Origin of the sequence: Lonsdalea quercina subsp. quercina, assembly GCF_000688655.1 — a bacterium.
In the GTDB taxonomy this organism is placed as follows: domain Bacteria; phylum Pseudomonadota; class Gammaproteobacteria; order Enterobacterales; family Enterobacteriaceae; genus Lonsdalea; species Lonsdalea quercina.
This window is the reverse complement of sequence record NZ_JIBO01000006.1, coordinates 495329-517060: the sequence shown is the minus strand read 5'-3', so window position 1 is coordinate 517060 and position 21732 is coordinate 495329. Positions and strand designations below refer to the sequence as shown.

The 21732-nt window shown below is 54.7% G+C and carries 17 protein-coding genes; 15 read left to right on the top strand and 2 right to left on the bottom strand.

Translation table 11 applies throughout. The features are described from left to right. Window positions 1–6 precede the first annotated feature (6 nt). The 4 genes from RZ35_RS07320 (at window position 7) to RZ35_RS07305 (ending at window position 4452) form a co-directional block, all read left to right on the top strand. Window positions 7–855: a phosphotransferase gene (locus RZ35_RS07320; protein WP_026742718.1), complete on the top strand. Its 849-nt coding sequence runs from the start codon at window positions 7–9 to the stop codon at window positions 853–855. A 38-nt stretch (window positions 856–893) separates the two neighbouring features. Then, a complete protein-coding gene (gene nagZ, locus RZ35_RS07315) occupies window positions 894–1919 on the top strand; it encodes a beta-N-acetylhexosaminidase (RefSeq protein WP_026742717.1) in 1026 nt (341 codons plus the stop codon). A gap of 350 nt (window positions 1920–2269) precedes the next feature. After that, window positions 2270–3577, top strand: coding sequence for an NAD(P)/FAD-dependent oxidoreductase (locus RZ35_RS07310; protein WP_026742716.1), 1308 nt, complete (start codon window positions 2270–2272; stop codon window positions 3575–3577). 335 nt (window positions 3578–3912) lie between these two features. Next, entirely contained in the window at window positions 3913–4452 is a 540-nt protein-coding gene (locus tag RZ35_RS07305) for a glycine zipper 2TM domain-containing protein (protein WP_026742715.1), read from the top strand. A 122-nt stretch (window positions 4453–4574) separates the two neighbouring features. Here RZ35_RS07305 and RZ35_RS07300 read toward each other — a convergent pair whose 3' ends face one another. Together RZ35_RS07300 and mfd are read right to left on the bottom strand one after the other, a co-directional pair. Then, entirely contained in the window at window positions 4575–5477 is a 903-nt protein-coding gene (locus RZ35_RS07300) for a glutamate/aspartate ABC transporter substrate-binding protein (protein WP_026742714.1), read from the bottom strand. 437 nt (window positions 5478–5914) lie between these two features. Further along, window positions 5915–9364, bottom strand: coding sequence for a transcription-repair coupling factor (gene mfd, locus RZ35_RS07295; RefSeq protein WP_026742713.1), 3450 nt, complete (start codon window positions 9362–9364; stop codon window positions 5915–5917). Window positions 9365–9500: 136 nt separating this feature from the next. On the opposite strand from mfd, the gene lolC reads away from it, so the two are divergent. The 11 genes from lolC to RZ35_RS07240 all read left to right on the top strand — a co-directional run bounded on the left by lolC (window position 9501) and on the right by RZ35_RS07240 (window position 21645). Continuing rightward, window positions 9501–10703 (top strand): lipoprotein-releasing ABC transporter permease subunit LolC, encoded by a 1203-nt coding sequence (lolC, locus tag RZ35_RS07290; RefSeq protein WP_026742712.1) that lies wholly within the window; start codon window positions 9501–9503, stop codon window positions 10701–10703. Further along, the gene (gene lolD / locus RZ35_RS07285; protein ID WP_026742711.1) at window positions 10696–11403 is read left to right on the top strand and encodes a lipoprotein-releasing ABC transporter ATP-binding protein LolD; all 708 of its coding nucleotides are present in this window, start codon (window positions 10696–10698) and stop codon (window positions 11401–11403) included. The genes lolC and lolD overlap by 8 nt, the downstream gene beginning before the upstream one ends. Then, a complete protein-coding gene (gene lolE / locus RZ35_RS07280; RefSeq protein WP_026742710.1) occupies window positions 11400–12647 on the top strand; it encodes a lipoprotein-releasing ABC transporter permease subunit LolE in 1248 nt (415 codons plus the stop codon). Before lolD ends, lolE begins: the two co-directional genes overlap by 4 nt. 74 nt (window positions 12648–12721) lie before the next feature. After that, on the top strand, window positions 12722–13636 hold the full coding sequence (nagK, locus tag RZ35_RS07275) for an N-acetylglucosamine kinase (RefSeq protein ID WP_026742709.1): 915 nt from the start codon (window positions 12722–12724) through the stop codon (window positions 13634–13636). A 9-nt stretch (window positions 13637–13645) separates the two neighbouring features. Continuing rightward, window positions 13646–14476, top strand: coding sequence for a Sir2 family NAD+-dependent deacetylase (gene cobB, locus RZ35_RS07270; protein ID WP_026742708.1), 831 nt, complete (start codon window positions 13646–13648; stop codon window positions 14474–14476). Between the two features lie 475 nt (window positions 14477–14951). Then, on the top strand, window positions 14952–15383 hold the full coding sequence (locus RZ35_RS07265) for an NlpC/P60 family protein (protein WP_394296481.1): 432 nt from the start codon (window positions 14952–14954) through the stop codon (window positions 15381–15383). 483 nt (window positions 15384–15866) lie between these two features. Next, window positions 15867–16601 (top strand): EAL domain-containing protein, encoded by a 735-nt coding sequence (locus RZ35_RS07260; protein ID WP_026742706.1) that lies wholly within the window; start codon window positions 15867–15869, stop codon window positions 16599–16601. 103 nt (window positions 16602–16704) lie between these two features. Beyond that, a complete protein-coding gene (locus RZ35_RS07255) occupies window positions 16705–18156 on the top strand; it encodes a protein adenylyltransferase SelO (RefSeq protein WP_026742705.1) in 1452 nt (483 codons plus the stop codon). A gap of 345 nt (window positions 18157–18501) precedes the next feature. Next, a complete protein-coding gene (gene ldtD, locus RZ35_RS07250) occupies window positions 18502–20220 on the top strand; it encodes a L,D-transpeptidase (RefSeq protein ID WP_026742704.1) in 1719 nt (572 codons plus the stop codon). 166 nt (window positions 20221–20386) lie between these two features. Further along, a complete protein-coding gene (locus tag RZ35_RS07245; protein ID WP_026742703.1) occupies window positions 20387–20935 on the top strand; it encodes a YcbK family protein in 549 nt (182 codons plus the stop codon). 65 nt (window positions 20936–21000) lie between these two features. Then, window positions 21001–21645: an MBL fold metallo-hydrolase gene (locus RZ35_RS07240; protein WP_026742702.1), complete on the top strand. Its 645-nt coding sequence runs from the start codon at window positions 21001–21003 to the stop codon at window positions 21643–21645. The last annotated feature ends 87 nt before the right edge of the window (window positions 21646–21732 follow it).

The following is a 21732-nucleotide window of genomic DNA, read 5'->3' as shown; positions in this document are numbered from 1 at the left end:
GGCTCTATGAGTCAATCAGCGCTCCTTGCGCTGCTTGAACGACAAAAACCGGCGTCGACCGCCGGTTTTTGTTTGTCTGAGGTGCGGGGGCTAAGTTCAGAAAGCTGGCGGGTGCATTCGCCGGAGGGAGACTGGCTGGCGCGAGGGCAATCGCGTGACGGCTCACAGCTGGGCGGTAATCGTCGGCGTGAGTTCCGCATTTTGCGCCAGCTCTCCCGGACCGGACTGGCGCCTCGTCCCGTCGCCCTGCGCAGCGAGTGGCTGCTGGTGGAGTGGCTGGAAGGGCGCGTCGCCACGGNCGCGCAGTTTGCTGAACTTTTGCAAAAGGGCGCGCTGGCGGCATGTTTGGCGGCGCTGCATCATCAACCTGGATTCGGTTTTCCGTTGCCGTTGAAAGCGCTGTTGACTCGCCATTGGCAAAATATGTCGCCCGCCCGGCGGACGCCAAACCTGCTGCGTCATCTCCAACGGTTGCTAGGCCGCCCTTTGCCGCCGACGTTGATTCTGGCGCCATTGCATCTGGACGTACATCCGGGCAACCTCGTCCATCATGCGCAAACCTGGCGTCTGATTGATTGGGAATATGCGGTCGATGGCGATATCGCTCTGGAGCTAGCGGCGCTGTTCCGCGCCAATGCGCTGGCGCGTGAACGACAGCAGCGATTTCTGGATGATTACTGCCGCCATTGGTCCGGTCTGTCCTCGCAATTATTGAGCGAGCGGATAACGCAGTGGCTGCCCTGGGTCGATTTCCTGATGCTGATGTGGTACGAAGTTCGCTGGCAGCAGACGCGCCAGACGACATTTTTGCAGGCCGCAACGTCGTTGCGGTTGAAATTAGGCTTGCCCTGGTAGGCTCGGCGGGCAAATAAAAACAGATGAATGAGGTTGTTGTGGGTCCGTTAATGTTAGATGTGGCCAGCTACGAGCTGGATGCCGAAGACCGCGAAGTGCTGGCACATCCGCTGGTCGGCGGCGTAATTCTGTTTAGCCGTAATTTTCATGATGCGGAGCAGCTCGGCGAGCTGGTGCGTCAGATCCGTCAGGCGGCGCGACAGCCGCTGGTCATTGCCGTCGACCAAGAAGGGGGGCGCGTTCAGCGCTTCCGCGACGGTTTCACTCCGTTGCCGGCGGCGCAGTCTTTCGCGGCACTCAACGATTTAGCGCAGGCGCAAGCACTGGCGGAAGAGGGCGGTTGGCTGATGGCGGCGGAAATGATCGCTATGGACATCGACATCAGTTTCGCACCGGTGCTGGATGTCGGTCATCAGAGCGCCGCTATCGGCGAGCGCGCGTTTCATGACGACCCTCAAACCGTATTGGCGGTGGCGGATCGATTTATTACCGGCATGCACTCGGCGGGGATGAAAGCGACGGGCAAACATTTTCCAGGTCATGGCGCGGTGAGCGCGGACTCACACAAAGAGACTCCGCGAGATCCTCGTCCGCTAGCTCAGATTCGGGAACGGGACATGTCGGTGTTCCGTGAATTGATTAATCGCGGGCAGCTGGACGCGATTATGCCAGCGCATGTGATTTATACCGAAGGCGACCCGCTGCCTGCCAGCGGTTCGCCATACTGGCTGAAACGCGTTTTGCGGCAGGAGTTGAAATTTGACGGCATCATCTTTTCCGATGATTTGTCGATGGAAGGCGCTGCGATCATGGGCAGCTATCCCGAACGCGCGGAGGCTTCTTTGTCAGCCGGTTGCGACATGATATTGGTATGCAATCATCGTGAAGGGGCCGTCAGCGTGTTAGATCAGTTACCTCATCGTGAAGTGCCAGGCCTTGAACGGTTGAAACACCGTGGTCATTTCACGCGCCGTGAACTGCTGGATTCCCCGCGTTGGAAACGAGTGAGTCAGCAATTGACCACTCTCAACCAACGCTGGCAGTCTTTTAAGACCGCGAAATAGCGGGCTGTTTATCTGTTTGAAGGACACCGCGAGGCGTCCCATTTCCTTGGGACGCCTTGATGATATTACCCACGCCCACTTGATTTGCTGCGTGTCAATATGGTGTCATCTTGCGAGTGTTTTAGGAATCGTTTCAGTTTTATAACTGTTTGTTTATGAACAGCTATTCTTGTCCCTCTGGTCAATAAATATCTAAAAGAATTGATATATATCAATTTTGGTATGACCATATGACCCGCCATGATATCCTGCCCGTAGATACCAACTAACTTTATAGAACCACATGTTATATAAGGATATTCTGACTTTCCTTTGTTAACCGTGGGCTTAGCTATTTTCAGGGGGTCATTTTGACATCTTTGCCAATCAAAAAAATTGTGATTGTCGGCGGTGGCGCTGGCGGATTAGAACTTGCAACAAGCCTTGGGCACAAACTAGGCCGCAAAAACAAAGCCGAAATAACGCTGGTCGACCGCAATTCAAGCCATTTGTGGAAACCGCTGTTGCACGAAGTGGCAACCGGCTCTCTGGATGATGATATGGACTCGCTGAGTTATCTGGCTCATGCCAGCAATCATCACTACCAGTTCCAAATGGGGACGTTGACGGGCATTAATCGCGAGCAAAAAGAGATTGAGCTGGCAGAGATTCGTAACGAAGCCGGCGAGCAGTTGGTTGCCGCACGTACGCTGCCGTACGATATTCTGGTCGTTGCACTGGGCAGTACTTCCAATGACTTCGGTACTCCCGGCGTTAAAGAGCATTGCATCTTTCTGGACAACCCCAAGCAGGCGCGTCGTTTCCACAACGAAATGTTGGATCTGTTTCTCAAATTCAACGCTGATCCCAACCGCAAAGAGCGCGTCAATATCGCTATCGTGGGCGGCGGTGCGACGGGCGTCGAGTTGTCCGCTGAGTTGTATAACGCAGTCAAACAGTTAAACAGCTATGGTTTTAACGCGCTGGATAATAAGACGCTGAACGTCACGCTGGTCGAAGCAGGCGAACGTATTCTGCCAGCGCTGCCGCCGCGTATTTCCTCGGCGGTGCATCAGGAACTGACAAATATTGGTGTCCGTGTGTTGACGAAAACCATGGTGACCAGCGCGGAGACCCAAGGTCTGCATACCAAAGACGGCGAATTTATTGATGCCGATCTGATGGTGTGGGCCGCGGGCATTAAAGCGCCTGACGCGATGAAGGAGATTGCCGGCCTAGAAACTAACCGCATCAACCAGCTGGTGGTGAAACCCACGCTGCAAACCACCCGCGATACAAGTATTTTCGCGCTGGGCGACTGCGCTTCCTGCCCGCAGGAAGGCGGCGGTTTCGTGCCTCCTCGCGCTCAGGCCGCGCATCAGATGGCGTCGCTATGCTTCGATAACATCATGGCGCTGATAAATGGCAAATCGCTGAAATCTTACGTTTACAAAGACCACGGTTCGCTGGTGTCGCTTTCCAATTACAGCACCGTTGGGAATCTGATGGGCAATCTGATGCGTGGCTCCGTGATGGTCGAAGGGCGGATTGCGCGTTTAGTATACATCTCGCTCTATCGTATGCACCAGATTGCGCTGCATGGCTACGTGAGAACCGGTTTGATGATGTTGGTTGGACGCATCAACCGGGTCATCCGTCCCAAGCTGAAACTGCACTGATAGTCTGAACCTGGCCGCCTGTCCCCGTGATCGGCGGCATTAATTAATTGTTTTGTAAATAGTTCTGCTTACTCTTTCTTGCTGAAATTAATAAGAAAAATCCCAAATCGTAATGTTTGCGGATGTCGATCGACGTTTGGTTCATTAATCCTATTGTCCCCCAAAATCACTTTGTGCAGACTTCCCCCTGTTTACGAACGGCGTTGCGCGCACGTCGCATCACCCGAAAGTTGGCGCTTTCGGCAAAATCATCACCGCTCTTCACAGATCTGTTGCAACGGGTTGGCGTTGGGGCGAGATGGAGAATGCGTGAATATTTATTCAGGAGGTTTCCTGTGAACAAGTCAATGTTAGCAGGCGTGGGGATCGGCGTTGCCGCCGCACTGGGTGTGGCCGCTGTCGCCAGTATGGATGTCTTCTCGCCGAAGCCGCAATATGCCCAGGTGTTAGCTGCTACACCGATTAAAGAAACCGTCAAGTTGCCGCGGCAGGAGTGCCGTAATGTCACGGTGGCCCACAGACAACCTGTGCAAGATGAAAACCGTATTACCGGGTCGGTGCTCGGAGCCGTTGCCGGGGGCGTTTTAGGCCACCAGTTCGGCGGCGGGCGTGGTCGTGACGTCGCGACGGTTGCCGGTGCTTTAGCGGGCGGGTACGCGGGTAATCAGGTGCAGGGCAAAATGCAGGAACGTGATACATATTCTTCCACTCAGCAGCGTTGTCATACGGTGTATGACAAGTCGCAAAAAGTGCTGGGTTATGACGTCACCTACAAGATAGGCGAACAGGAAGGTAAAGTGCGTATGGAACGCGATCCCGGTACGAAAATTCCTTTAGACCGCAATGGTCAACTGGTACTGAGCGAAAAGATTTGAGCCGCGCCTCCAGGCACATTCGCTTGCCGCTCAGGTTCATCCCAAGATGTGTTTGGGCTGAACCTGAGCGCTTACCCGGTTAAATTTCCTCCGCGACGACCGGGAGGAGAGAAAGGTATGCATTACAGAACATGGTCGTTTGGCGCGTTGAACAGGGCTTTCATCTCCGCGGACATCTCAAAGTTCATGTTGATGTTTTTCGGGGGAATAGGCTGCGTAAACCAGCGCTGATACCACTTCTCCGCGTCGCCCTGGGTCTGCGCCTGTGCAATTGTCGAGTCCATCAACTGCTTGAATGCCGGATCGCTCTTACGCAGCATACAGCCATAGGCTTCATGGGATTGCGGCGTGCCGACGATGACCCATTGGTCAGGTCGCTTAGCTTTGGCGCGCTCTCCGGCCAGCAGCGGATCGTCCATATAGAACGCTACCGCACGCCCGCTCTCCAGCGTTCTGAATGCATCGCTGTGGTCTTTGGCTGAAATAATGCGCATCTTCATGGCGTTCTTGTCATTCAGCTGGTTGAGCAGGATTTCGTTAGTCGTCCCCGCGGTCGTCACGACCGGTTTACCGGCGAGATCGTTGAAGTCACCGATCCCACTCTCTTTCCTGACCAGAAGTTTCCCACCCACGATAAAAATAGAGTTGGAAAATGCCACCTGTTGTTGACGCTCCGCGTTGTTGGTGGTGGATCCACACTCAAAATCTATCGATCCGTTTTGTAGCAGGGGAATGCGCGTAGATGAGGTGATGGGCACCATTTTCACCGTGAGGTCAGGCAGACCCAGCTGTTTTTTGACGGCATCGATAATCGCATTCGAATACTCCTGCGAATAGCCGACGACTTTCTGATCGTTATCCAGATAGGAAAAGGGGACGGAGGATTCGCGGTGCCCGACAACAATCAACCCGCGTGCTTTGATTTTCTGCAAGGTATCGGTGGACGAGGGGCGGGTTTCCGCGGCATAGGCTGCGTGGCAAGCGGTCCCGGCCAGAATAGCCGAGACCCATATCGTTCTTATCATTTTGGACTCCGTGGTTAATGGGGTGACCGCTTAAGCGTAGAACGTTTACCTGAATCTTTCGCTGTTACGGGCCTGCCGGCCTATGTGCCGAGCACGGTTGTCCGGCGGGGTGCATCATGACGCAAAATTGATGCCATGATGTTTGCAGCCAAATCTGACGGAAGGCGATCCCTCGCAGGGCAAGGCGCCAGAGAGTGAGAAGAAGTCAATGGTATGCGCATCGTCCGTCGGATAGCGTTTTGCTGCACCTTCATAGTGCGTACCGACGAGAGCGTTCGTCTAGAAGATGGCGGGCATTTGCGGGAGAGCCTGACATGGCGAGCGGAGTGTTGTCGCGCGGAAACAAGCGGTGAAATGAAAAGACCCCGGTTTGAACCGGGGTCCTGTCAGTCAGACGGGAGACAGACGCACTCGCCCGTCACACGCGGTTTCGCGCCTCAGACCGGGCACGTGTGCTGCGCCATCGCGGTTAACAGTTCGCGGATGAAGGTTAATCGCGCGGGGCGATCGCTCAGGTCGGTAATGAATTTGAGACGGGTCGGACCATCCAAGCGATACACGCTGGGTTCTCGCTGCAGCAGACCAATCAAATGGCTCGGCTCGACGCGGTTATTCTGGCTAAACTCGATGAAGCCGCCCTTGTCGTGACCTTCTATCCGCTTGATGCCCAATGCCTGCGCCTGCTGGCGTAGCGCCGCAATCTGCAACAAGTTGCGCGCGGCGTCCGGGAGCGGACCGAATCGGTCGATCAGCTCGGCCCTGAGATCCGTCAACTCGCCATCTCCGTGGGCGCTGGCGATACGTTTGTAAAACGACAGTCGGGTATTTACATCAGGAATAAAGTCTTCCGGCAGCAGGGACGGCAGCCGCAGCTCGACGTCGGTCTGGTTGCTGATCAGATCCTCCAGCGAGGGTTCCCGACCTTCCTTGAGCGATTCGACCGCGCTCTCCAGCAACTCCATATACAGCGAGAAGCCGACGCTTTCCATTTGTCCGCTTTGCCCTTCGCCCAGAAGCTCGCCTGCGCCGCGGATCTCCAGATCGTGAGTTGCCAGCGCAAAGCCGGCGCCGAGATCTTCCAGCGAGGCGATAGCCTCCAGACGTTTGTGCGCGTCCGAACTCATGGCCTTCGGATTCGGGGTTAACAGATAGGCGTAGGCCTGATGGTGAGAGCGTCCTACGCGTCCGCGCAGCTGGTGAAGCTGCGCCAGACCAAAATGATCGGCGCGTTCAATGATGATGGTATTGGCGCTTGGAATATCGATGCCGGTTTCAATAATCGTCGTACATACCAGCACGTTGAAACGTTGGTGATGGAAGTCATTCATGACCCGTTCGAGATCGCGTTCGCGCATCTGCCCGTGGCCGATGGTGATCCGCGCTTCCGGCACCAGCTCGCTGAGTCGCTGCGCGGCCTTTTCGATATTTTCGACATCGTTATACAGGTAGTACACCTGACCGCCGCGCAACGTTTCGCGCAGAATCGCTTCTCGCACCACCAGGCTGTCATATTCACGCACAAAGGTTTTGACCGCCAGACGGCGTGCCGGCGGAGTGGCGATGATCGACAAATCGCGCATACCGCTCATCGCCATATTCAGCGTTCGCGGGATAGGCGTCGCGGTCAGCGTCAGGATATCGACGTTGGCGCGCATGGCTTTGATGCGTTCTTTGTGACGTACGCCAAACCGGTGCTCTTCATCCACAATCAGCAGTCCCAGATCGTGCCAGTGCACATCGCTCTGCAATAGCTTATGGGTACCGATGAGAATATCGACTTTACCCTCTCGCGTTTGTTCCAGCACCTGTGATTGTTCGCTCTGACTGCGGAAGCGGGAAATCATCTCGATGCGAACGGGCCAGTTGGCGAAGCGGTCACGGAAATTATCAAAGTGCTGCTGCGCCAGCAGGGTCGTGGGGACCAAAACGGCGACCTGTTTGTGGTTCTCGACCGCCAGGTAGGCGGCGCGCATGGCGACTTCGGTTTTGCCGAAGCCCACATCGCCGCATACCAGGCGATCCATCGCCAGCGGTTGGCACATGTCGCTCAACACGGCGTTGATGGCCTGAGCCTGATCCGGCGTGGTTTCGAACGGGAAGCCTTCGCAGAACAGCTGGTATTGGGCTTTGTCGTGCTTGAAGGCGAACCCGCGCTTGGCCTCTCGCTGCGCATACACATCCAGTAGCTCGGCGGCGACATCGCGAACTTTCTCGGCGGCTTTTTGACGAGCGCGTACCCAGGCGTCGCCGCCCAGCTTGTGCAACGGCGCGTTTTCGTCGCTGCCGCCCGCATAACGGCTGATCAGATGCAGGGAGGAGACCGGCACGTAGAGTTTGTCATTGCCAGCGTAATGCAGAATCAGGTACTCCGCCGTGATACCGCCAGCTTCAAGGGTGGTCAGTCCGGCATAGCGCCCCACGCCGTGTTCCAGATGCACGACCGGTTGCCCGGTGCGTAGCTCCGCCAGGTTGCGGATGAGCGTTTCCGTGTTGATGGCGCGTCGGTTGTCCTGACGGGGTCGGCTGACGCGCTCACCCAGCAGATCGCTTTCGCATATCAACGCCCAGTGTTGCAGGGTGTCCACGAATCCATGCTCGCTCGCCCCGACCTGCAGATAACAGCCGGGTTCCTGCGCTTGCTCCAGACGGGCAATCGGCTGTGGCGCCAGTTTGATTCGCGACAACAGTTCCTGCAGCGTTTCCCGTCGGCCCTCGCTTTCTACCGAGAACACGATACGGCCGCTGAACGGCTCCACGAAGCGGCGCAGCGCATCGAGCGGAGATTTCTGCTGATGCTCGACGGCCAGTGGCGGCAGCTTTTGATAGCCCAAATTGACGTTGGCGGCTTTCGACGGCAAAGACTCCGTGCGCAGCTGCACGCGCGGCCACTGCTTGATTTCGCTGAGCAGCGAGTCCACCGGTAGCCATAAGACGGGAGGCGCCAGCAGTGGACGCATCGGATCGACGCTGCGGCTGTCATAGCGCTGCTGAATGTCCTGCCAGAAACGTTCGGCGCTGTGCTGTAAATCGCCGCTGTTGACCAGCAGCGTGCCTTCCGGGAAGTAGCTGAACAGCGAGGGCAGGGGCTGGCTGAAAAACAGCGGCTGCCAGTACTCAATCCCGGCGGGCCAGGTGTTCTTGCTGACCTGCTGGTAGACATGCTCCGGATCGCGGCGCACGTCGAACTGCTCGCGCCATTGGCTGCGAAACAGCTCAATGGCGTCTTTGTCCGTCGGGAACTCGTGAGCGGGCAGCAGGCTGATGTGATCGACCTCGTTCAGCGTTCGCTGGGTATCCACATCGAACAGCCGCAGACTGTCGATATCATCGTCGAAGAAGTCGATGCGGAACGGTTCTTCGCTGCCCATCGGAAACAGATCGAGCAAAGCGCCACGTGTGGCGAATTCCCCATGTTCCATCACCTGATCCACGCTGCGATAGCCCGCCTGTTCCAACTGGTTGCGCAGTTTGTTGCGGGATAAGCGCTGCCCTTTCTTCAGCATCAACGCATGCCCATGCAGGAAGGTATGCGGGCAGACTTTTTGCATCAACGTGTTAACCGGCAGGATCAGAACGCCGCGCTCCATCAACGGCAGTTGATACAACGTCGCGAGTCGGGCAGAGATAATTTCCTGATGAGGCGAGAAACTGTCGTAGGGCAGGGTTTCCCAGTCCGGCAAGGTGGTGACCGGCTGATCCGTAAACTGTTGGATTTCGTCACGAAGCCGCAGCGCGTTTTGCATATCCGGGGCGATCAGCACCACCAGTCCTGCATGACGTTCAATGATTTCTGCGCATTCCACGGCGCATGCAGCACCGGTCAATTCGCCCAGCAGGCGCTGCTCTCCCGCTTTGCGCGGCAGGGTATAACGGTATTGTTCAGGCATAGTCTGATTATCAGGTCTTAATCTCGGCCCCTCTAAGAAAAAGCCGGAGAGAGAGATAGTTAGGGTTCCATAAAGCGGTACTACCCTTTATTATCCTTGATCACTTTGCTTTAGCAACCTCATCCAGACGGATTTCATGTATCAACCTGTCGCGTTATTTATCGGCCTTCGCTACATGCGTGGGCGTGCCTCGGACCGCTTTGGGCGGTTTGTCTCCTGGCTGTCGGCTATCGGCATCACCCTCGGTGTGATGGCGCTGGTCACCGTCCTTTCAGTTATGAACGGATTCGAGCGAGAACTGGAAAAAAGCATTCTGGGACTGATGCCTCAGGCGTTGATCACCACGCCCCAGGGATCGCTGAATCCTGACCATGTCCCCGCCACCGGTCTGCAACATCTTAAAGGGGTGACGCGCGTCGCGCCCCTGACGACCGGCGACGTGGTGTTGCAAAGCGCTCGCGGCGTCGCGGTGGGCGTCATGCTCGGCATTAACCCGGATGAAGACGAGCCGTTGTCGCGCTATCTGGTCAACACCCGCCAGCAGCAGCTGCAGCCGGGAGCCTATCAGGCCATTCTGGGCGAGCAGTTGGCGAGCCAGCTGGGCGTCAAGCGCGGCGATCAGTTGCGCCTGATGGTGACCAGCGCCAGCCAGCTGACGCCGATGGGCCGAATCCCCAGTCAACGTCTGTTCACCGTAGCGGGCACGTTTGCCGCCCAGAGCGAGGTGGACGGCTATCAGCTGTTGGTCAACCAGCAGGACGCCTCTCGACTGTTGCGCTACCCGCCTGGCAACATCACCGGCTGGCGGCTCTGGTTGCAGGAACCGTTGGCGGTAGACGCGCTCAGTCAGCAGTCGTTACCCGCCGGGACCGTATGGAAAGACTGGCGCGAGCGTAAGGGCGAGCTGTTTCAGGCGGTACGAATGGAGAAAAATATGATGGGGCTGTTGTTGAGCCTCATCGTGGCCGTAGCGGCCTTTAACATCATCACATCTTTAGGACTGCTGGTGATGGAGAAACAGGGAGAAGTGGCGATTTTACAAACGCAGGGATTGACGCAGCGTCAGATCATGGCGCTGTTTATGGTTCAGGGCGGCGGCGCAGGCGTATTCGGTTCGCTGGTCGGCGCGTTGCTCGGCGTGCTGTTGGCCAGCCAGCTTAATACGCTGCTGCCGATGCTGGGGCTGCTCATCGACGGCGGATCTCTGCCGGTGGTGATTGAGCCGCTCCAGGTGACCGTTATCGCCCTTGTGGCGATGCTGCTGGCGCTGCTCTCCACGCTATACCCTTCCTGGCGCGCCGCCGCCGTCCATCCTGCTGAGGCTTTACGTTATGAATAAGACTTTACTGTTACAGTGCCGCCATTTGTGCAAGCGCTACCAGGACGGGAAGGTAGCGACCGATGTGCTGAAGGACGTCTCATTTGAAATGGCGCCGGGCGAAATGATGGCGATAGTCGGGAGTTCGGGTTCCGGCAAAAGTACGTTGTTGCATTTGCTGGGCGGCCTGGATACGCCGACATCCGGCGAGGTGATTTTCAAAGACAAACCCCTGAATACGCTTTCGCCCGCGGCCAAAGCGGCGCTGCGTAACCGCGAGCTGGGGTTCATCTACCAATTCCATCATCTGCTTCCGGATTTCACCGCGTTGGAAAACGTGGCTATGCCGCTGTTGATCGGCAAAACGCCGCCAAAAGCAGCTAAAGAGCAGGCGCGTGAGATGCTGGCGGCCGTCGGGCTGGAAAAGCGCAGTCACCATCGTTCGGCGGAGCTTTCCGGCGGTGAGCGTCAGCGCGTCGCGATCGCCCGTGCGCTGGTCAACAACCCGTCATTGGTGTTGGCCGATGAACCGACCGGTAACCTCGATCAGCGCACGGCAGATACCATCTTTGAACTGTTGGGCGAACTCAATGTGCGTCAGGGCACGGCATTTCTGGTGGTAACGCATGATTTACAGCTGGCGCATCGGCTCAGCCGACAGTTGGAAATGCGCGACGGTCAATTGCAGCAGGAACTGACTCTGGTGGGGGCGCCGCAATGAGTTTTCCTCCACTTTCACTCCGGGTGGGACTGCGGTTCAGCCGGGGACGGAGACGCAGTGGTATGGTGTCGCTGATCTCGGCGATTTCCACAATCGGTATTGCGCTGGGCGTGGCGGTGCTGATCGTCGGGCTGAGTGCGATGAACGGCTTCGAGCGTGAACTGAAAAATCGTATTTTGGCCGTGGTGCCGCACGGAGAGATCGAAGCGGTCAATCCCCCCTTCAAGGGCTGGCAGGGACTGATTCCGAAGGTCGAAGCGGTGCCGGGCATTGCGGCGGTGGCGCCCTATATCAACTTTACCGGATTGCTGGAACACGGCGCCAATCTAAGGGCGATTCAGTTCAAGGGGGTCGACCCGCAGCAGGAGCTTCGTTTAAGCGCGCTGCCGCACTTCGTTCTTAACGACGCCTGGAGCCGCTTTCAGGCCGGCGAACAGCAGGTCGTATTGGGAAAAGGCGTGGCCGACGCTTTAGGCGTGAAGGAAGGCGAGTGGGTGACGGTGATGATCCCCAACAGCGATCCACAGATGAAGCTGCTACAACCGAAGCGCATCCGTTTGCACGTCACCGGGATTCTCCAACTGAGCGGACAGCTCGATCACAGTCTGGCGTTAGTCCCGCTGAAAGACGCTCAGGGCTATCTGGATATGGGCGATGCGGTGACCGGTCTGGCGCTGAAGATGGATGACGTGTTCGCCGCCAATCAGCTGGTGCACGATGCGGGTAAGGTCACGGAAGAGTACGTATACATCCGCAGTTGGATTGGCACTTATGGTTATATGTACCGCGATATTCAGATGATCCGCACAATCATGTATCTGGCGATGGTGCTGGTGATCGGCGTCGCCAGTTTCAATATTGTGTCCACGCTGGTGATGGCGGTGAAAGACAAGAGCAGCGATATCGCCGTGTTAAGAACGCTGGGTGCCGGAGACGGACTTATTCGCGCCATTTTCGTCTGGTATGGTCTGCTGGCGGGACTGCTGGGCAGCGTGCTGGGGGCCATCGTCGGAATTATCGCGACGCTGCAGCTCACGCCGCTGATCCAAGGTATTGAGACGATAACCGGTCATCGCTTTCTGTCCGGCGATATCTACTTTATCGATTTCTTGCCGTCGGAACTGCATGCCGCCGACGTCATCCTGGTGTTGGTCACGGCGTTGGCTCTTAGCCTGATCGCCAGCTGGTATCCCGCTCGCCGGGCCAGCCGCATCGATCCCGCCAGAGTATTAAGCGGTCAGTAAGCGGGCGCATAACGTTCACGGCTCAGACGCGATAGCGTCGAATCCTGAGCCAGCCGTAGTGACGGGAGTAGGGTATGTATTACGGGTTCGACATCGGCGGCACCAAAATAGAAATCGGTGTGTTCGACGCCGACTGGCGACCGGTATGGCAAAAACGCGTGGCGACGCCGCGTGATGACTATGGTCAACTACTGACGACGCTGAAGCTGCTGACCGAAGAAGCCGACGCGGTGGCCGGAACCTCGGGATCCATTGGTATCGGCGTGCCTGGGCTGTATGAGCAGGACGCCGGGACGTTGTTCACCGCTAATCTGCCCTCCGCGATGGGACGACCGTTGCGGCAGGATCTTACCCGTCTGTTGCAACGAGATATCCGCATCAGCAACGACGCCAACTGTTTTGCCCTCTCGGAAGCGCACCACGCTGATTTCCGCCGTTATCCGGTCATTATCGGCCTCATTTTAGGGACCGGGGTCGGCGGGGGGCTGATCGTCAACGGCCATCCGGTCAATGGCGCGAACGGCATCACCGGGGAGTTTGGCCATACCCGTTTGCCGGTGGACGCGTTGGATATTTTGGGATGGGAGTTGTGCCGCGCGCCCTGCGGATGCGGCCGGAAGGGATGTGTAGAAAACTACATTTCAGGCCGGGGCTTCGAGAGGCTCTATCAGCATGACTATTCACTGGCCCTGCCTGCCACCAAGATTATCCAGCGCTATTACGCCGGCGACCCGCAGGCCCAGATTCATGTCGAGCGTTACGTGACGCTTCTCGCCGCTTGTCTGGGTAGCCTGCTGACGTCGCTCGATCCGAATCTTCTGGTACTGGGCGGTGGCCTGTCTAATTTTGATGCTATTTATTCACTCTTGCCGCGTTATTTACCTAACTTCCTGCTGCCCACGGCACGTTTGCCTTCGATCGAAAAGGCGCGCTATGGGGATGCAGGCGGTGTCAGGGGAGCGGCTTTGCTACATTTACTGGAGCTTTAAGGAGCCAACATGCTTTCGCATCGGCGTTTAGGCCGTTTTCGTCAGGGTAAGCGTATGCGTCATCAGCGTTTGCGCGCGCGTATTTTTCACATCGATTATCTGGCGGTGAAACACGTGAAAAAGCCTCGTGTCGTGGTGCTCACCGGAGCGGGTATTTCCGCTGAATCCGGCATTCGTACTTTTCGCGCCGCAGATGGGCTGTGGGAAGAGCATCGGGTAGAAGATGTGGCGACGCCGGAAGGATTCTCGCGGGACCCTGTGCTGGTTCAGCGTTTTTACAATGACCGACGCCGCCAGTTGTCGCAGCCGGAAATTGCACCGAATGAAGCTCACCGGGCGCTGGCGCAGTGGGAAGACATTCTGGGCGACGACTTTCTACTGGTTACGCAGAACATCGATGATTTGCATGAACGGGCCGGCAGCCGGCGCGTTGTGCATATGCATGGCGAATTGAATAAGGTGCGTTGCGAGCGGAGCGGGGTGGTGTTCGAACGAGACGGCGACGTCGGCGAAGACGAACGGTGCACGTGCTGTGAGATACCGGCACGGCTGCGTCCTCATATTGTCTGGTTTGGTGAAATGCCGCTGGAGATGGAGCGCATTGATCAGGCGCTAACCGAAGCGGATTTCTTCATTGCCATCGGCACGTCGGGTAACGTCTATCCGGCTGCCGGATTTGTCTACGAAGCGCATCAGCATGGCGCCCATACGGTTGAGCTAAATCTGCAGCCGAGCCAGGTAGAAAGTCATTTCGATGAAAAAATTTATGGCCCCGCCAGCCAAGTGGTGCCGGATTTCGTTAAGCGTTGGCTGTTAGCGCATATCAGCATTCCGTTTTGAGCTGTTCGCCGCACGAAGGGGTGAAGGTTAACGCCTGACGTGCCTTGTGCGTGCACGAAGGCGCGGTGACTGAATCAGTGAAGTTCATGTGAAGGTTCATGCAGCGCATGAGCCTTTTTTTTCTTTAATTCCAGTAAGTTGGTGGGATTATCTAGTGTAATTGCAGCGAATGATGGTCGATGTGAGGACTGTATTTCAGGTCATCCCGTGCAGTGCGGGTTCAACGGACCGCGTTTTATTATTGTGACAAGCCGGGCAGAGATGCTGTTTTGTTTAGTTATTGTTGCATCATAGATGTCATCATAGTGCAAATGCGAAATCGATAGGGTATTTCAGCTATTGCCTAAATGAAAAACATTATAATGTGCTGAGCAAGGTTATCGAAAATCGGTATGGCCGGTCAATTATCTTCCCGAACGTGAGTGAGCGTATGTACGTGTTGCGTTGGAAATTTATAGTGTTGGCAGCAGTCGTCATGATCCTCGCGGGATGCAGCCATCATGCGCCGCAGACTAATAGCCGCTTGAGCGACTCTCGGGAAGTCAAGGCACGGTTACACCAGCAGTTGGCCGAATGGCGGGGAACACCCTACCGCTATGGAGGCCTTGACCGTCACGGCGTGGATTGTTCAGGCTTCGTTTTTGTGACATTTCGCGACAAGTTTGGCTTGCAGTTACCGCGATCGACGGAAGATCAGGTGGAAGTCGGTTCGCGTATCGACAAAGAGGATCTGTTACCGGGCGATCTGATCTTTTTTAAAACTGGAAGTGGTAACAGTGGTATGCATGTGGGTATTTACGATGCCAATGAACAGTTTATCCATGCCTCTACCAGCAAAGGGGTCATTCGTTCATCGCTCAACAACGTTTACTGGAAACGTGCCTATTGGCAGGCGCGGAGAATCTGAGCGCAGTCGGGCAATATCAGCCTCTGTTTAAGCCGACGGATCGGGTTGAAGAAGGTGGACGCCATTCAACGGATTGAATCTAGGCTGAAATGAGAATTAAGCATGTTGCAGCGGCGGTTGAATATTTGTGATTCGCCGTAAGCGTTAGCTGAATAACGTTTGGGAATTGAAATGTTTGTTAATAAACTGCAACGCGTATTGGGGGTTTGTCTGAAAAGTGAAAAACGAATTGTGTTCTCTTGGGTACACATTATAGAGTATCTGCAGAATGTTCTTTATTCGGCTATTACCCCGCGTATTTTTTTATTATGACCGTCGCATTCTCGTGACTTTAAATGTCTTAATCTATTAGACTTATGATTAATATATTACTAACGATCATTGATGAATAATTACTGATTGAGTTGTGGTGAATAGAAACGCGTAGTCTCTTACGTCTCTGTTCGGGTGAGTGTTCACATTATTTAATTCTGGCCAAACACTATGCGTATCCAGCTTGATGTGGAGTATATCAGCAACTATCTATTTTCGCCGGTCTATAGCCTAGATGCCCGGCTGCTGGCCGTGGAAATGACTGGCCGCTTCCACAGCGCCGCCGGCAACCTGACTATGCCTCACAGCATCTTGTTGAGCCTGCTCGATAGATCGCAGAAAATCGCCTTATTTAAAGAACAACTTCTTATTATTAAAAGCAAAGCTTCTTGGTTTCGCGATAATCAGGTAATGGTTTTGCTCAAGATCGATCGCGCGTTGTCTGAATTAATCATTCGGGATGAAAAAATTAAAGATACGCTTAGCGCACTTTCTTTTATCCAACTCGAAATTAATGAGATTTATCCCAACCTCGACCAAGGTAAGGAAAATCCTAATATTCTGGCGCTGAGTCAATTATTCAATTTGTGGTTGGATAATTTCGGATCTGGAAAAACCAATTTGAAACCATTCTATGATGGCTTATTTCGCCATGTAAAATTGGATCCTCGTTTCGTTCAACGCTTATTAGCGCGTCCGACGGAAGTCTCCATGATCAACCCCATGCTGAGTGTCATCAAAAAGCACAACTCCGGTATGATGGTGATTGCTCAGGGCATTGACAGCCCAGCACTGCTTGAGCAGTCGTACGATCTAGACATCAGTGGCGTTCAGGGGCAGTTGTGGCCTGCGGTGCCGTTAGACCAGCTGGATCAGAAACTGCCTGCTGCGGTGTGTTACGGGTAAATCTATCGGCAATGCCCTTTTTTCGGTCATGAATATCCTTATCTTTACTCGGTGTTAATTCCTTTAGCTCCGCTCTACACTGCGGTAAAGAGAGGACCCGACCATGCCGTACCCCCCTAAATTCAATAATCGTTATTACCAGCAACTGCCCGGCTTTTACGCCCCATTGAAACCTTCCCCGTTGCAGGGGGGCAGGCTGCTTTATCACAGCGAAGCGCTAGCCGACGAACTCGGACTGTCCGCTGACTGGTTTACGCCCGAGAACAGCCCTATTTGGTGCGGTGAAAAAAGTCTGCCGGGAATGGAGCCTATTGCTCAGGTTTACAGCGGACATCAGTTTGGCGTTTGGGCGGGACAATTGGGGGATGGCCGCGGAATTTTATTAGGCGAACAGCAGTTGGCCGATGGACGCCACGTCGACTGGCATCTCAAGGGCGCGGGAAAAACGCCCTATTCACGTCAAGGGGATGGGCGCGCCGTGCTCCGTTCTGTGGTCCGCGAGTTTTTGGCCTCCGAGGCATTACATGCTTTAGGGATACCGACGACCCGCGCCCTGACTATCTCTACGAGTGAACAAGCGGTGCGACGTGAAACGGAGGAACGGGGCGCAATGTTACTGCGAATAGCGGAAAGTCATGTGCGCTTTGGCCATTTTGAACACTTCTATTATCGCCGTAAACCGGACAAGGTGCGTCAGTTGGCCGATTTTGTTATTGAGCATCATTGGCCGCAGTGGCACCAGGAATCAGACAAATATCGGCTGTGGTTTACCGACGTAGTGGAGCGCACCGCGCGTCTCATCGCACATTGGCAGTCGGTAGGCTTTGCGCATGGCGTCATGAATACCGATAATATGTCCATTCTTGGTATGACGATTGACTACGGTCCCTTCGGGTTTCTGGACGATTACGATCCTCATTTCATCTGTAACCACTCTGACTATCAAGGGCGCTACTCTTTTGATAATCAGCCTGCTGCGGCCCAGTGGAATTTGCATCGGCTGGCCCAGTCGCTCTCTGGACTCATGCCGCCTGAGACATTGCAATCCGCGTTAGATCGCTACGCGCCGGTATTAATGCAGCAGTACGGCGACCTGATGCGGGCTAAGCTTGGCTTCTCATCAGCAGAACATGCGGACAATGATATTCTGACGGGGTTGTTCCGGCTCTTGCAACAGGAAAAAGGCGACTACCATCGGACTTTCCTGCTGCTGTCCGAGACGGAAGTGCAAAATGGACGTTCGCCCCTTCGTGACGAATTTATCGACCGCAAAGCTTTCGATCGTTGGTTTGGCGCGTATCGCCGTCGCTTACGCTTGGAGCCTGCTGATGATACTGCGCGACGCGAAAGCATGTACAAAGCAAATCCGACTTACGTATTGCGTAACTATCTGGCGCAGCAGGCCATCGAAGGCGCTGAGCGGGATGATATGAGTACGTTGACGCGTCTACATCGGGCCATCAGTCATCCTTTCGAGGCACAGCCGGATTTGGCTGAACTATCAGCGCCTCCCCCCGAATGGGGAAAGCATCTAGAAATATCTTGCTCCAGCTAAACGGTAAGGCCGCTAACACAAGGAGTGGGTTTGTCGAGGCCGAGGCATTTGCAGGGCTGCTTGTTTGCATGCGGAAATGCCTGACTTGAAGCGAATCAGGTTATTTTGCAAACAAATTCCTCCTGAGGAGACAAGTTTCTACAAAATAAGTTCATTCCTTCTGAAGCAAAAATTATTTTCTGTTTATATACTAGCGTTTAAAGCAATCTGAATTCACACCCGCTCCTCATCAGACAGGTTTCTTTTCCACAAAGCGCCGTGACTTTCCGCAAATGCAAAATCTCTTTCCATAATGCGGCAAGGGCGAGTACTGAATTCGGTAAGGTAAAAACAGGGGATTATTGGATGTTGTTAGCAAAAAGAAAAATGCAGGGTCTAAGGCTGGGCATAACGGGAGGCGCGCTTTGTCTTGGCGGCCTGATTGCGTTTTCAGCCCAGGCGGCCACACAAACCATGCTGTCAGGGACGACGACGCCAATATCCACCGCTGCGCCTGCAACTACCGGTCTGGCGGGGCCATTGCCCGCAGGCATAACGCTGCATTATGGCTCTGCGCTGCGCGGGCTGTATACGCAAACGGCTGAGCAGCCTATGTGGTCAGATAGTCGAGCCGTTAATGCATTCCAACAACAATTAGCCGAGTTGGCCCTCGCGGGCATTCAGCCACAGTTCACAACGTGGGTTTCCTGGTTGACCGATCCCAAACTGGCCGGATTGGCGAGGGATCGGGTGCTATCCGATGCGATGTTGGGCTACCTGCAATACGTCTCAGGTGTGGACAAAAACGGGAGCAACTGGTTATACGCCAATGTGCCCTATACGCTATCTTTACCGCCGTCAGGGCTGATTACCGAATGGCAAAATGCGGTTAAAGAAGGTCGTAGCGCAGAATTCGTCGCCAGCCTGGCTCCGCGGCACTCCCAATATGTGAAGATGCATGAAGCGTTGAAGGCGAGCTTGTTGGACAAACGTCCGTGGCCCAAATTGCAGCTTGGCGGCACCCTTCGTCCGGGCGATCAAAGCAGCGAGTTGCCGGCTCTGCAGGAGATTTTGCAACGCACCGGCATGTTGGCCTCGAATGCGACTACGTTGCCGCTGTTCAATGAATCCCCTTCGACTGATGGCAGCATTGCCTCTGCGCCATCAGGGGCAACAAACGTCTACACGGGGGAACTGGTGGATGCCGTTAAGCGTTTTCAACATTGGCACGGTTTACAAGATGATGGTGCGATTGGGAAGCGGACAAAAGACTGGCTGAATGTGTCGTCGCAAACGCGAGCAACGTTGCTGGCGCTGAACATTCAGCGGCTGCGATTAATCCCCGATAATGTATCGAACGGTATTTTGGTCAACATTCCCAACTTTTCGCTGACCTATTACCAGAACGGCGCCGAAATTTTATCCTCCCGAGTGATTGTCGGGCAGCCGAAACGTAAAACTCCGTTGATGAGCAGTGCATTGGTTAATGTGGTGGTCAATCCGCCCTGGAATGTGCCGACGACGCTGACCCGTCAGGACATCATTCCCAAGGTGATTATGGACCCAGGATATTTACAGCGTCACGGTTACACGCTGTTGTCTGATTGGAGTGAGAATGCTCAGCCGATTGACCCGACCATGATCGATTGGTCTCAGGTATCAGCTGAGCGATTCCCTTATCGTCTGCGCCAGGCTCCGGGAAGCACTAATTCGCTGGGGCGTTACAAATTCAATATGCCGAACTCGGAAGCTATCTATTTGCATGACACGCCGAATCACAATCTGTTTCATAAAGATATTCGGGCATTGAGTTCGGGGTGTGTGCGAGTCAATAAGGCCGCTGAGCTGGCCGGGCTGCTGTTGCAGGATGCAGGTTGGAATAGCGCGCGGGTGTCCTCGACTTTAGAAGAGGGTAATACAACCTATGTCACCATGCGCAAGCGTATTCCGGTCAATTTCTACTACCTGACGGCTTGGGTCGCAGAGGATGGCAAAGCCCAATATCGCACAGATATTTACAATTATGATGGCCGGTCCAAAACCGGTGAATCCATGCTGTCCAAAGTAGGGTTATTATTGCAGTAACCAAGGATTTCCGTGAGTTACGGCTGAGTCAGCCGGTGCCGGGGGCGGGGCGCTTACCACTCCTCGCTGCAAGGCGGGTTGACTCGGCATGTTTCGACGGTTAAGGTTCGAAACGGTGCGCGTTTTGTGCCCTTACACCGATTATTAGCCTGGGTAATATTGCCATATGGAACACATTGATAACCATCGTCGCAAATGGTTGACGCTCGGAGGGGCTGCTCTGGGCATAGCCTTGCTGCCTGGTCAGTCACTCGCCTCATTATCTACTGCACGTCCTCGAATTTTAACTCTCAATAATCTCAATACAGGCGAACGTCTAAAAGCAGAGTTTTTCGATGGGCGACGTTATATAAAAGAAGAACTTACTCGATTAGATTATTTCTTCCGCGATTATCGCGCTAATAAAATCAAAAGCATCGATCCGCAACTTTTTGATCAGTTATATCGATTACAGGTCATGTTGGGAAACAATAAGCCGGTGCAGCTGATCTCGGGTTACCGCTCGCGTGGCACGAATGAAGACCTCCGCTCTCACAGCCGTGGCGTGGCTAAACAAAGCTATCATACGCAGGGCAAAGCGATGGATTTTCATATCGAAGGCGTACAACTGGCGAATATACGCAAAGCGGCTGTCAAAATGCGAGCCGGTGGCGTTGGATACTATCCACGCAGTAACTTTGTACACATTGATACAGGCCCTGCGCGCACCTGGTAAGAAAAAGAAAATAGCCCGCAGCGATGTTGATATAACACGGGCTGCGGGAGCAAAAGCGGAGCGATATGAAATATCAAATTATTCCTGTGACGGCATTTAGCCAGAACTGTACCTTGCTGTGGTCTGAGGCAAGCGGTGAAGCGGCTCTAGTCGATCCCGGCGGTGACGCGGAAAAGATCAAACTAGCCGTGACTCAAGCCGATGTGACGGTTAAGCAAATTCTTTTGACCCATGGCCATCTGGATCACGTTGGCGCCGCCGCAGAGCTTGCTGAGTATTATCAGGTGCCCATCAAAGGCCCGCAGCGTGCCGATGCATTCTGGCTTGACGGTCTGCCGGCACAAAGTCGGATGTTTGGTCTTGATGATTGCCAATCGTTGACGCCAGATGAGTGGTTAGGAGAGGGCGACACGGTCACTATTGGTGACGTGTCGCTTTCTGTGTTGCACTGCCCAGGGCATACGCCGGGCCACATCGTCTTCTTTAGTGAATCTGACCGACTGGCTATTTCCGGGGATGTTATCTTCAGGGGAGGGGTCGGCCGCAGTGACTTCCCACAGGGAAATCATGAGGCGTTGATTCAATCAATTTCGGCAAAGCTGTTACCGCTTGGCGATGATGTCACCTTTATTCCCGGACACGGGCCGATGTCGACCTTCGGTGAAGAACGCCGGACTAACCCGTTTTTGCAGGGAATCACCGTCGGATAAAGCATTGATTGCCGATTCAATCTCAGGCGAGTTGAAAAAAAAGCCAGTTCGGCGTCAACCGGACTGGCTTTTTTCATGTTCACAGAT